Source organism: Cryobacterium sp. RTC2.1 (assembly GCF_035018685.1).
GTDB classification, from domain to species: Bacteria; Actinomycetota; Actinomycetes; order Actinomycetales; family Microbacteriaceae; genus Cryobacterium; species Cryobacterium glucosi.
Genome location: NZ_JASJXJ010000125.1, coordinates 1 through 12,151, shown reverse-complemented (window position 1 = coordinate 12,151; position 12,151 = coordinate 1). Strand labels below are relative to the sequence as shown.

Genomic DNA, 12,151 nt, shown 5'->3' with positions numbered 1-12,151 from the left:
GACCAGAGCGGTGACATCGGGGGTGGGGCGCAGGTCGTTGACAAACCCGCGTCCGGAGCGCATCCGCCGGAAAAGTGTGAGGAGTCCGGCGCGAGCGTCCGGATCCAAGCCGGCCAGGACCTCGCCCACCGGACGGGTGGACAGCGCTCCCATCATCATGCGCAGGCACACGGAGGGAGCGAACCGGGCGAGCGCGTGAACCAGGCCCCAGGTGACCCTCCCGGTCACGCCGTTGAATCCGATCCGGGCTCCCAGGCGAGTGACCGGGTCCGGGTACGGAAGCCAGCCGACTGCACTGATCAGGACCAGCCGGTCGACGAGGCCGGCGTGTCGCGCGGCGAACGTTGCGGCGGTCGGCCCCCCGCCGGAAATGCCGACGACCGCCGCGACCCGGGTGATGCCCAGGTGCGCGCACAGGTCACCCACGACATCCGCGAATCCGGTCACGGTCGTCCCTGTGGACAGCGGAGTGCGACCGTAGCCGGGTCGGGAGGGTGCGAGCACGGAGTAGCCGGCGGAGGCGAAGACGTCCTCGCCGACCGCGATCCCGGCCCGGAGGTGTCCGCCATGGAAGACCACGATGACCGGGTCCGCGCGAATATCGAGCCGGTACTCGACTGGCCCCTCCGCCAGGCGCGTCGTCCGCAGCATCCGCCCGGCCTGCCTACCGCCGCACGATGGAGCGCAGCAGCCGCATTGCGACCGAGAGCGAGGCCATGTCGTCCTGTCCGAGGGCGTTGACCTCGTCGAATACGCTGCGTGAGCGGGCGAGCTTCTCGGCGTTGAGTGCCTCCCAGGCGAGGAGACGGTGTTCCGCGCTTCCCGAATCCGTCGCCTCGAGCACGGCCGTGGTGATGTCGGCGACCGTCGAGTAGAGGTCGTCGCGCAGCGCCGCGCGGGCGAGGGCCTGCCAGCGGTCCGTGCGCGGCAACGCGGTGATGCGCTCGAGCAGGTTGTCCACGCCGAACCGGTCGTAGACCGTGTAGTACACGGACGCGACGTCCCCGAGCTGTTCGCCGGACTGCGCCGCGATCTTCACAACGTCGAGCAGGGCGAAGGCCTCGAAGAGCTGGGTCCAGCGGTGGCCGAGGCCGGACGGCAGGCCCCACTCCTCCGCCTTGACCAGCAGCGACCCGAGCCGGGCCTGGTCGGCGCCGCGCACGTAGTCGCCCAGGTGCGCGCGGACGAGCGCGATCTGCGGCTTGTACTGCGCCACGACCTCGGCGACCGGTTGCGAGCCGCCGTGGTTGACCTGCCAGCGCACGGCCCGGTCGAGCAGCCGGCGGATGTCGAGGTGGATCGCCGTCCAGTGCTCCGTCGGGAACGACTTCGGCAGGGCGCTCAGCTCGGCGACCATGGTCTCGAGCTCGAAGATCTCCCGGAGCGCGACGAACGCCCGGGCGATCGCCGCGGGGGTCGCGCTGGTCTCCTCCATGGCACGGAAGGCGAAAGTCACTCCCCCGAGGTTGATCATGTCGTTCGCGACGACGGTCGCGATGATCTCCCGGCGCAGTGGATGCGTGTCGAGCTCGGCGTCGAAGCGTTCGGCGAGCTGGCGCGGGAAGTACCGGCGCAGGGTGCCGCGGAACCACGGGTCGTCCGCGAGGTCGCTGTCCCGGAGCGCGGTCGTGAGCTCGATCTTGGCGTAGGCGGCGAGCACCGAGAGCTCTGGCGAGGTGAGCCCCTGGCCGTGGTCGATCCGTTCGTGCAGCTCCGTGGTGGTCGGCAGCGCCTCGAGCTCACGCTTCAGGTCGCCGGATGCCTCGAGTGAGTCCATCAGGCGTTCGTAACTCGGGCTCCAGCTCGCGACCTTGACCCGGTCGTTCAGCAGCAGGATGTTCTGGTCGACGTTGTCCTCCAGGACCAGCCGGCCGACCTCGTCCGTCATCGCGGCGAGGAACCCGGGGCGCTCTTCCGCGCTGAGCCGGCCGGCCGCGACCATCCGGTCGACGAAGATCTTGATGTTGACCTCGTGGTCGGAGCAGTCCACGCCGGCGGAGTTGTCGATCGCGTCGGTGTTGAGCAGCACCCCGGCCAGGGCGGCCTCGATGCGGCCGCGCTGGGTGAGGCCGAGGTTGCCGCCCTCACCGACGACCTTGACGCGCAGGTCGCGGCCGTCGACGCGGATGGCGTCGTTCGCCTTGTCGCCGACCTGCGCAGCGGTTTCGGTGCTCGCCTTGACGTAGGTGCCGATGCCGCCGTTGTAGAGCAGGTCGGCCGGTGCCGTGAGGATGGCGCGGAGCAGTTCCGGCGGGCTCAGGTGCGTGACGTTCTCGGGCAGTCCGAGGACGGCGCGCACCTCCGCCGAGATCGGGACCACCTTGGCCTGCCGCGGGAACACCCCGCCGCCTGCGCTGATCAGGCTCGTGTCGTAGTCCGCCCAGGAGGACCGGGGCAGTTCGAAGAGCCGGCGCCGCTCGGCGAACGACACGGCCGGGTCGGGGTTCGGGTCGAGGAACACGTGCCGGTGGTCGAAGGCCGCCACGAGCTTGATGTGCTCGGAGAGCAGCATCCCGTTGCCGAAGACGTCTCCGGACATGTCGCCGATCCCGACGACGGTGAATTCCTCGGTCTGGGTGTCGAGGTCGAGTTCACCGAAGTGGCGCTTGACCGATTCCCAGGCGCCGCGGGCCGTGATGCCCATGGCCTTGTGGTCGTAGCCGATCGAGCCGCCGGAGGCGAAGGCGTCGCCGAGCCAGAAGCCGTAGTCGGCGGAGAGGCCGTTGGCGATGTCGGAGAACGTGGCGGTGCCCTTGTCCGCGGCGACCACGAGGTAGGAGTCGTTGTCGTCGTGACGCACGACGTTCGCCGGGGGAACGACCTGCTCACCGGCATCCGTCAGCACGAGGTTGTCGGTCAGGTCGAGCATGCCGCGGATGAAGGTCTTGTATGCGTCGATGCCTTCGGCCAGCCAGGCGGCCCGGTTGACACCGGGATCGGGCAGCTTCTTCGCGAAGAACCCGCCCTTGGCGCCGGTCGGCACGATCACGGCGTTCTTGACCGTCTGCGCCTTGACGAGGCCGAGCACCTCGGTGCGGAAGTCTTCGCGCCGGTCCGACCAGCGCAGCCCGCCGCGGGCGACCATGCCGAAGCGCAGGTGCACGCCCTCGACGCGCGGCGAGTACACCCAGATCTCGAACATCGGCTTCGGGAACGGCAGTGCCTCGATGCGGCTCGGGTCGAGCTTGATGCTCAGGTAGGGCTTGTTCTGGAAATAGTTCGTGCGCAGCGTCGCCTCGATGAGGTTCAGCAGCACCCGCAGCACCCGGTCGGCGTCGAGGGTGGCGACCTGTTCGATGGCCGTGGCGAGCTGCGCGCGCACCTCCTCGGTGCGACGGATGCGTTCGGTCTCGTCCCGCGCGGGGTCGAACCGGGCCTCGAAGAGGTCCACGAGCCCGCCAGAGACCGCGGGGTTGGCGAGCAGGGTGTCGCCGACGAAGTCGTAGGAGTTGGTGTTGCCCATCTGGCGCAGGTACTTGGCGTAGCTGCGGAGGATGACCACGCGGCGCCAGGGCATGCCTTCGCGGAGGACCAGGCGGTCGAGTCCGTCCGACTCGATGGCCCCGCTGACCGCTGCGCCGAAGGAGTCGGCGAGCAGGTCGCCGGTGCCGACCGGGTCGACGCCCGCCGGGTAGCGCAGGCCGAGGTCGTAGAGGAAGAATTCACGCCCGTCGGAGGTCTTGATCTCGAAGGGCACCTCGTCGAGAACCTCGATACCGAGGTTCTGGAAGTACGGCAGGATCTGGCTGAGGCTCTGCGACTCCATCATGTAGAGCTTCACCCGGGCGTCTTCGGCGGGCCGGTCAGCGGCGTTCGGGGAGAGGTAGACGTGCACGCCCGGGCGAGGCGAACCCGTCACGGATGCCGCGGCATCCCGCGCGACCGCACTCTTCAGGCCCGCGGCGTATGCCTCGAACCTGCTGATGTCGACGAGGGCGTCCTCGACTTCATAGTCGACCTGGTAGCTCGGCGGGAACGCCTCTGCCCAGAGGTGCGCGAGCCTCGTGTCGTGCAGCTGCTCGGTGATCCCCTCCGCCCAGGACCGCACGGCCATGGCCAGGCGGGGTTCGAGTGCCGCGGCGAGCGCGGCGACGTCGTCGGCCGTTCCGACAGCGGCCGTCTTCGGCAGGCGGATCCGGTAGAACAGGCGGGCGAGGGTGGACTCCGTCATGCGGGCCTCGAAGTCGAGGGATTCCGCGGAGAAGGTCTCGGTCAGTTCCTTCTCGATCCGGAGGCGCACCGCCGTCGTGTACCGGTCGCGGGGGAAGTAGACGAGGGCGGACATGAAGCGGCCGAACAGGTCCGGGCGCAGGAAGAGCCGGGTCCGCCGGCGTTCCTGCAGTCGCTGGATGGCGACGGCCGTTGCGACGAGGGTGGGCACGTCGATCTGGAAGAGCTCATCGCGCGGGTAGGTCTCGAGGATGCCGAGCAGGTCCTTGTCGCTGTGCGAGCCCGGCGGGAAGCCGACCTCGGCCATGACGGCATCGATCTTCTCGCGCAGGATCGGCACGTCACGCACGGAGCTCGTGTACGCGCTCACGGCGAAGAGGCCGATGAAGCGCTGCTCCCCGTTGACGTTGCCGTTGGCGTCGAAGCTCTTGATGCCGATGTAGTCGAAGTACGCGGGACGGTGCACGCTCGAGCGGGAGTTGGCCTTGGTGATCACGAGGGCGCGCCGTTCGCGGGCCATGGTGCGCCCGGCATCCGTCAGGTGCTGGATCTCGTGCCCGTCTTTCACGGCGCGCAACAGGCCGAGACCGCTGTCGTCGCGGATAGAGAGGACGTCCTCGCCGTCGACCGTCTCGAGGTCGTATTCGCGGTAGCCGAGGAAGGTGAAGTTGTCCTGGTCGAGCCAGTGCAGCAGGTCCCTGGCTTGCGCCAGGTCGGGGATGCCCTCGGCGTGCGGCAGCTTCCCGAGTGCATCGGCGATCTGCACGGACTTCGAGCGCATCGCGGGCCAGTCGTCCACGGCGGCCCGCACGTCGTGAAGCACCCGCGCGATCCCCTCGGCCAGGCGCTCGCGGGCCTCGACGCTCGCGCGGTCGATCTCGATCGCGATCCACGACTCGAGATGCGGCGAGTCCTCCTCGTTGCCGAGCAGGTGGGAGATGTCGGGCATCGCGGAGGTGTCGCCGCTCGAGACGCCCGCGTTGACCGGCATGCGGGTGACCCTGACGAGCTCGTGGGTCTCCCGGTTGCGGGTGACGACGAGCAGGGGGTGCACGACGAGGTGGATGGCCGCGTGCTGGCGGACCAGTTCGGCGTTGACCGAGTCGACGAGGAACGGCATGTCGTCGGTGACGACGTAGAGGATGCTGCGGTCGGTTTCGGTCCGGATCTCGATGTTCGCCGTCTTCGGCGGCCGGGTGAGGGCGACCTGCCAGTGGCTCTCCGCCCGTGCGCGCAGCGTGGCCGGGTCGTATTCCCTGGCATCGTCACCGAGGTGCTCGTAGTAGTCGGCGACGAAGGCCTCGGTCGTCGACGCTTCGGTGTTCGACAACGCACTGGACAGTTCGGACGACGATTTTGACGACATTGACAAAAGGCACCCATTCGCTTCTGATCCCGCTCGCTCTTGAACGAGGACCGCTTGGACCCCCATCGTAGTTTCGTTCGCCGAAGCTCGCACATCGCCCCCTGTCGATGAGTCACGAACTGCGAGCTGACCTATCGGGCTGCTATGAGTCTGCCTATACTCGCGAGAGTTGACACTCGGGCTCCACGCCGCGAATCGGATGATGTCGCTCCGGTCGCTCCTGACAACACCACACACGCACTCCACAAGGGAGTCCACCACCATGAAACTCACGTCTGCTCTGCGTGCCATCGCCCTGATGTCAGTCCTCGCCTTCGCGGGAGGCGGCGCGGTGACCGCGGTGACCGCGGCCGCCGCGGATCCGGGCGGCGGGCACGCCGCGGCATCCGTCCCCAGGAACTCCGCACAGGGCGCGCACCCGAGCGGGGTGCTGCAGGTCGCCGTCGGCCCCTCACCGTCCGGCATCACGCCGACGAGCACCTCGGGCACGCCGGGGATCGGGGGCGTGCCGACGGCCAATATCGTGGGGTCGAGCGGCACGATGAAGGACTTCCTCGTGTCAGTGCTCGGCGACGTGGATGCCTACTGGACCGGCGTGTGGAAGGACGACGGCCGCCCGGCACCCTTCGTGACCTATGCCTTCCCCGCGGCGGGCGAGGTCGTGCCGTCGATGTGCGCGCCGGGCTTCTCCGATGACATGAGCGCGTACTACTGCCTGTACGACGACAAGATCACGGTGTCGCAGAGCCTCGCCCAGAAGATCTGGGACGGAACCCTCTACGCGAACACCGACGGCACGAGGACCCATAAGACCGGCGACTTCTCGGTCGCTTACGTCGTCGCGCACGAGTACGCGCACGAGCTCCAGAACGAAATCGGCATCTTCAGCACCGCCGGTTCGATCTACCCGGTCTACAAGATCGAGCTGCACGCCGACTGCTGGGCCGGGGTCTGGGCGAAGTCGGCGGAGGACGAGGGGATCCTCGACCAGGGCGACATCAAGGAGGCCGGCCAGACGACTCTCGACCTGGGCGACTACGCCTTCGACAACCCCCAGCACCACGGCACCCCCGAGCAGCGCAACGAGGCCTTCCTGGAGGGGTACGACGGCGGTAGCGAAGGGTCCTGCGACGGCTGGCTCAACGACACGTACTGACGACACCCCTTAATGGGGGTAGACAGGAGTCGTTGAAAATAGCGGGACGCTGCAAGGCTGGACGTATGTCCGATTCTCAGCAAACAGTGAGTTCACCCCCAGAATTCGGCGGATGCAACCTCCCGCCCGCACCGCCCGTGCCGCCCGTTGCACCCGCGCCGCTCGCCCCCACGAGCAACCCCTTCGGACTGGTATCCCTCATCGTCGGCGCCGTCGCCTTCGTGGGCGCGTTCATTCCGATCGTCAATTACGTGTCCGGGTTCGCCGCCATTGCCGGGCTCGTCTTCGGAATCATCGCCGTGACCAGAAAGGGCAAGCCGAAGGGTCTTGCGAAGGGCGGAATCGCGGCATCCGGTGTCGCCCTTCTGCTGTCGATCGTGCTCGCGATCGTGTACACGATCGGCTTCGTCGCCGCCGTCAATGACGCCCAGGGCCTGAAGTCGGGCACTTCCTCGAGCGACACGTCCGGCGACAGCTCGGACTCGGGTGACAGCCTGACCGACCCCACCGAGGTTCCCTCGAACGAGGGCGAGGTCGGAACCCGCACCAACCCGGCCCCGATCGGCACGACGATCGCAACGACCGCGGACGGCGAGCCGGAGTATGAGATCACCCTCGGCGCCCCGACCCTGAACGCCGACGCGATCATCGCCGCTGAGAACCAGTTCAACGACGCCGCACCCGCCGGCATGCAGTACGCCATGCTGCCGATCACGGTCACCTATCAGGGCACCACGACCGGCACCCCCTGGATGGACCTCGACGTGTCCTTCGTGTCCGCCGCCGGCACCACGCACAGTGAACTCGACAGCTCGGTCGTCGGCCCCGCGCCGCTGTCCGACATCAACGAGCTCTACCCCGCCGGAACGGCGACCGGCAACGTCGTGATCGCCATCCCGACAGCGGATGCCGCGACCGGCACCTGGGTCATCTCGCAGTCGTTCAGCGACCAGAAGTTCTACTCGGCAGCGCAGTAGGCCCACCCTCACTGTTCCGTTGCGGAGAAAGCACCCTCGCCCACGCGACGAGGGTGCTTTCTCCGTGACTGAGGCGTTGAGGGCGCTTGTCGGGCCGCCCGGAACCACGGTTGCGGCCCGCGATGAGGGGACTACGCTCTCCGGTGGAATGATCCACTCGCGGCTTCGGCCCGCTCGGCTCCTGCCGCATGTCATTACTTCAAAGGAGAAGATGTCATGGAATACATCACGTGGTTTGCCCCCATCCTGCCCGGCAAGACCGAGGCCTGGCAGTCCTTCGCCGCGGAGATGGCCGGCGCGCGCCGCGAGGAGCACGAGCGGTCCCGGCGTCGGATGGGCCTGCATCGCGAGGTCGCCTCGCTCATGTCGACCCCGCAGGGCGACTTCGTCGCGCTCTATCACGAGGCCGACGACCTCGCCAGGATGTTCCGCGACTTCGCCACCTCCCAGGATTCCCACGACGTGTGGTTCCGGGACAAGATGATCGAGTTCCACGGCCTCACGCCCGAGATGCTGGAGGGTCCGCCGCCCGCGCGACTGGTCCTCGACTACAACGAGGAGACCTGGGCCAGGCAGGGCGCCGGCCGCGGCGAGGGGCGTGGCGAGGCCCGCACCTCCGACACCGAGTAGGACTCCGGCGCCCCGGCGGCGTCCCAGCGGCCGCTCGTAGGATGAGGGCATGCGCGCAATTCTGGTACCCGTACCCGGAGGGCCCGACGCCCTCACCCTGTCAACCGTGGCCGACCTGGAGGTCGGACCCAGGGACATCCGCATTCAGGTCGCCGCCGCCGGCGTCAACCGGGCGGATGTCTCCCAGCGGCAGGGCTACTACCCATCGCCCGCCGGGGCCCCGGCCTGGCCGGGCCTCGAGGTGTCGGGGATCGTGACGGAGGTCGGCAGCGCGACAACGCTCTTCGCCGTCGGTGACCGGGTCTGCGCACTGCTCGCGGGCGGCGGCTACGCGGCCGAGGCCGTCGTGCACGAGGAACTCGCCCTGCCCGTGCCCGAAGCGATCGACCTCGTCGACGCGGCAGCGCTGCCCGAGGCGCTCGCGACGGTCTGGTCCAACGTCTTCCTCGCGGCCGGGCTGCAGAGCGGCGAGACCCTGCTCGTCCACGGCGGGGCGAGCGGAATCGGCACGACCGCGATCCAGCTGGCCCGGCTGGCCGGCGCGCGCGTCGCGGTCACGGCAGGCTCCCCCGAGAAGCTCGCGGTCTGCCGCGACCTCGGCGCAGACATCCTGATCGACTACCGCAGCCAGGACTTCCCCGCCGAGATCGACCGTGCCACCGAGGGGCACGGCGCCGACGTGATCCTCGACATCATGGGCGGCTCGTACGCGGCGCGCAATATCGCCGCGCTCGCGCTCGACGGGCGCATCATGGTGATCGCCAACCAGAGCGGCCAGGACGCCGTCTTCAACCCGATGTACCTCATGCAGAAGCGCGGCCGCTACTGGGGCACGACCCTGCGCGCCCGTCCGTTCGCCGAGAAGGCCGCGATCATCGCAGCCCTCCGCACGGATGCCTGGCCCTGGCTCGAATCCGGGGCCTTCCGTCCCGTGATCGACAGCCGGTACCCGTTCAGCGAGGCGGCGTCCGCGCACCGCCGGATGGAGGCATCCGCCCACGTGGGCAAGATCGTGCTCGTGCCCTGACTCAGGCGAGGAAACCCAGGATCGCGACGGCGGCGGCGAGCACGAGCAGGACGACGTTGACGCCGAGCGAGGAGAGCTCGCCGCGACGCACGTGAACCGTGATGGCGCCGATCTGCAGGAGCACGAGCCCGATCGCGGCGATCGGAGTGAAGACGGGCGCGATTCCGGTGGCGAGCGGCAGGATCACGCCGAGGGCGCCGAGCAGGCCGAGCGCCCCGATCACGGTGACCTGGGGCTCGGTGAAGTCCTCGACCCACGGCATCATCGGCTGCAGTTGGGCCTTGCTGCGGACGACCTTGATACCCCCGGCCATGAGGTAGACGACGGTGAGGAGGACCGCTGTGATCCAGAGGGCGAGAGTCATGGCATCCGTTTCGTTGAGTTTCCGGTGTTTGTCTGGGAGTCTGGCAGGTGTGACGCGCCCGTGATTGTTACGATTGGTGCCTAACATCACGAGTGGTTACTTTTATACCGCACCGGCCCCACGCACTGCTCTGTGCCTTGGGCACACGGAGGTAAGAAATGGAGTTCCGCATGACGACAACGGACGTACACGCCGCCCGGATGGACGACATCTGTTCCGGCGAGGGCGACGACGGACGGGTCGTGCGCGACTTGCTCGAACACCTCGGCGACAAGTGGACCCTCCTCGTCGTGGGGATGCTCGAAGGCGGGGCAATCCGGTACTCCGAGCTCAAGAACCGGGTGCCCGGCATCTCCCAGCGGATGCTGACGCTCACCCTCAAGAAGCTCGAGCGCGACGGGCTCGTGAGCCGGGAGAGCTTCCCGGAGATCCCGCCGCGGGTCGAATACGAACTCACGCCGCTCGGACACACGCTGCTCCCGCCGGCGATCGCGTTCGCGGCGTGGGCGCACGACAGTTCCGCCGAGATCCTCGCCCGGCGGGCCGAGTTCGACGCGCGGGTGACCCGGTGATCGGGACGGGAGCGGGCGCGGGCGCGCCGACCGTGATCGAGACCACGGTCGATGAACTCGCGGCGCGCGTGCGCCGGGTGCTCGCCGGGTCGGCCGACGCTGTGCCGCGCATCCTGCTGGGGCTCTGCGGCGCGCCGGGCTCGGGCAAGTCAACGCTCGCGGCGGCGCTCGTCGAGCGGCTCGGAGCCGGGACCGCCGTGATCGTGCCGATGGACGGCTTCCACCTCGCGACCGACCTGATTCGCGGCACGCCGCTCGCCGAGCGCCGCGGCGCGATCGACACCTTCGATCCCGGCTCGTACCTGTCGCTGCTCCGCCGGCTCCGCGCCCGCGACGAGGACGTCGTCTACGCCCCTTCGTTCCGCCGCGGCCTCGAGGAGCCGATCGCGGCATCCATCGCCGTACCCCGCGGTGTGCCGGTGGTCATCACCGAGGGCAACTACCTGCTCGCCGATGCCCCCGTCTGGCGCGAGCTGCGCGGCGAACTCGACGCGGTCTGGTTCGTCGACACGCCCGACGCCGTTCGGCTGCCGCGGCTGATCGGCCGGCACGTGAGCTTCGGGCGCGACGCAGCGGATGCCGCGGCGTTCGCCCGCGGGAGCGACCAGGCCAATGCAGACCTCATCGACCGCACTCGCGAGCGGGCGGACCTGATCCTGCGGCTCGCCGACTGACCCGCATTCGGAACGCCCCGGAGTGGGTGTGGGGGCGAGCCTCCGGTTACGCCTAGGCTCAGGTGACCCGGAAGGCCGCCATGACGCCCGCACCACAGAAGCCCACCACCCTCGAAGCCAAGATCAGGCGGTTCGTCGGTTCGCTGAAGCCGCTGAGCTGGATCGGCGGCGGAATCGTCGTATTTGTCCTGCTGCTGGCTTCGATCGGAGGGTTCGGCTCCCTCCTCGTTATGGCCGGGCTGATCGGGCTCGTGACGGCCCTCTATTCTGTCGTCTCCGGTCGTGGCTCCTGGGCTGCGCTTCCCTCCCGCAAGGTGGCGGCGATTGCGCTCGCGGCAAGCCTCGTGCTCACACTGGTGGGCGGCGGCGTCCAAGCTGCGACACACCCCGCAGGGCGGCTCGCCGACACATCGGCGGCGAGTTCGAGTGCGAGCGCGACCCCGACGAGCTCGAGTTCGATCGTGAAGGCCACGGCCACGGCCACGCCCACTGCGGCGGCGTTCACCGAGGAATCGCCCGCAGACCCCGCGAGCGTCACCGCAGCCTCCGATGCCGCAACGGTCGCGATCACCGACACCTCGGCGACCAACGCCCTCGCCGTCACCCTGCTCGCGACGCTCGCCGTCAAGGGCAAGGCGCCCAAGACCGGCTACGACCGGGTCGGCGACTTCGGCACCGCCTGGCTCGACGTCGACCGCAACGGCTGCGACACCCGCAATGACGTTCTCGGCCGCGACCTCACGAGCGTCGTCAAGTCGGGAACGTGCACGGTGATGTCCGGCACGATCGTCTCCCCGTACACGAACGCGACGATTTCCTTCGTGCGAGGAGCGGCGACATCCGCCCTCGTGCAGATCGACCACGTGGTGCCGCTCGCAAACGCCTGGCAGACCGGCGCGCAGCAGCTCAGCCAGGCGCAGCGCGTCTCGCTCGCGAACGATCCGCTCAACCTGCTCGCGGTCGACGGGCGTTCCAATGAGCAGAAGAGCGACGGCGACACCGCGACCTGGCTCCCCGCGAACAAGGCATACCGATGCCACTACGTCGCCCGGCAGATCTCGGTCAAGGCGACCTACGGCCTCTGGGTGACGCAGGCCGAACGGGATGCGATGACGCGCGTCCTCGACACCTGCCCCAGCGAGCCCGCCCTCACGTCCGGATTCACGCCGGCACCGGCACCCGCGCCCGTCGTCGTCGCCCCGGCCACCGCGGCGC

General features: G+C 68.9%; 10 protein-coding genes. 7 read left to right on the top strand and 3 right to left on the bottom strand.

What is annotated here, in order from left to right; translation table 11 throughout:
• The coding region (locus tag QN357_RS14270; RefSeq protein WP_323505085.1) for an alpha/beta hydrolase at positions 1 to 651 on the bottom strand (651 nt) is incomplete at its 3' end.
• A gap of 13 nt (positions 652 to 664) precedes the next feature.
• Positions 665 to 5,536: an NAD-glutamate dehydrogenase gene (locus QN357_RS14265; RefSeq protein WP_323505084.1), complete on the bottom strand. Its 4,872-nt coding sequence runs from the start codon at positions 5,534 to 5,536 to the stop codon at positions 665 to 667.
• Positions 5,537 to 5,798: 262 nt separating this feature from the next.
• On the opposite strand from QN357_RS14265, the gene QN357_RS14260 reads away from it, so the two are divergent.
• The 4 genes from QN357_RS14260 (at position 5,799) to QN357_RS14245 (ending at position 9,326) form a co-directional block, all read left to right on the top strand.
• On the top strand, positions 5,799 to 6,692 hold the full coding sequence (locus QN357_RS14260) for a neutral zinc metallopeptidase (RefSeq protein WP_323505083.1): 894 nt from the start codon (positions 5,799 to 5,801) through the stop codon (positions 6,690 to 6,692).
• An 86-nt stretch (positions 6,693 to 6,778) separates the two neighbouring features.
• Positions 6,779 to 7,669 carry a DUF4190 domain-containing protein gene (locus tag QN357_RS14255; RefSeq protein ID WP_323505082.1) on the top strand — a complete coding sequence of 297 codons (891 nt, stop codon included), beginning with the start codon at positions 6,779 to 6,781 and terminating at the stop codon, positions 7,667 to 7,669.
• Between the two features lie 216 nt (positions 7,670 to 7,885).
• Positions 7,886 to 8,299, top strand: a complete 414-nt coding sequence (locus QN357_RS14250; RefSeq protein ID WP_174774835.1) for a DUF6176 family protein — start codon at positions 7,886 to 7,888, stop codon at positions 8,297 to 8,299.
• A 49-nt stretch (positions 8,300 to 8,348) separates the two neighbouring features.
• A complete protein-coding gene (locus QN357_RS14245) occupies positions 8,349 to 9,326 on the top strand; it encodes an NAD(P)H-quinone oxidoreductase (RefSeq protein WP_134445945.1) in 978 nt (325 codons plus the stop codon).
• A gap of 1 nt (position 9,327) precedes the next feature.
• Here the strand turns inward: QN357_RS14245 and QN357_RS14240 are convergent, their stop codons facing one another.
• Positions 9,328 to 9,690, bottom strand: coding sequence for a DoxX family protein (locus QN357_RS14240; protein WP_322135348.1), 363 nt, complete (start codon positions 9,688 to 9,690; stop codon positions 9,328 to 9,330).
• 170 nt (positions 9,691 to 9,860) lie between these two features.
• Between QN357_RS14240 and QN357_RS14235 the strand changes: the two genes are divergently transcribed.
• From QN357_RS14235 to QN357_RS14225, 3 genes are all read left to right on the top strand, one after another.
• Positions 9,861 to 10,262 carry a winged helix-turn-helix transcriptional regulator gene (locus tag QN357_RS14235; RefSeq protein ID WP_241975404.1) on the top strand — a complete coding sequence of 134 codons (402 nt, stop codon included), beginning with the start codon at positions 9,861 to 9,863 and terminating at the stop codon, positions 10,260 to 10,262.
• Positions 10,259 to 10,936: a nucleoside/nucleotide kinase family protein gene (locus QN357_RS14230; protein WP_323505080.1), complete on the top strand. Its 678-nt coding sequence runs from the start codon at positions 10,259 to 10,261 to the stop codon at positions 10,934 to 10,936. The genes QN357_RS14235 and QN357_RS14230 overlap by 4 nt, the downstream gene beginning before the upstream one ends.
• Before the next feature lie 80 nt (positions 10,937 to 11,016).
• Positions 11,017 to 12,151, top strand: a 1,135-nt coding sequence (locus tag QN357_RS14225; RefSeq protein ID WP_323505078.1) for an HNH endonuclease family protein, incomplete at its 3' end; no start/stop codon positions are given.

What these genes read in the sequence shown, in the direction of transcription:
- QN357_RS14265 (WP_323505084.1), bottom strand. Translation starts at nt 5,536, where the DNA reads ATGTCGTCAAAATCGTCGTCCGAACTGTCCAGTGCGTTGTCGAACACC.
- QN357_RS14260 (WP_323505083.1), top strand. Translation starts at nt 5,799, where the DNA reads ATGAAACTCACGTCTGCTCTGCGTGCCATCGCCCTGATGTCAGTCCTC.
- QN357_RS14250 (WP_174774835.1), top strand. Translation starts at nt 7,886, where the DNA reads ATGGAATACATCACGTGGTTTGCCCCCATCCTGCCCGGCAAGACCGAG.
- QN357_RS14245 (WP_134445945.1), top strand. Translation starts at nt 8,349, where the DNA reads ATGCGCGCAATTCTGGTACCCGTACCCGGAGGGCCCGACGCCCTCACC.
- QN357_RS14240 (WP_322135348.1), bottom strand. Translation starts at nt 9,690, where the DNA reads ATGACTCTCGCCCTCTGGATCACAGCGGTCCTCCTCACCGTCGTCTAC.
- QN357_RS14235 (WP_241975404.1), top strand. Translation starts at nt 9,861, where the DNA reads ATGACGACAACGGACGTACACGCCGCCCGGATGGACGACATCTGTTCC.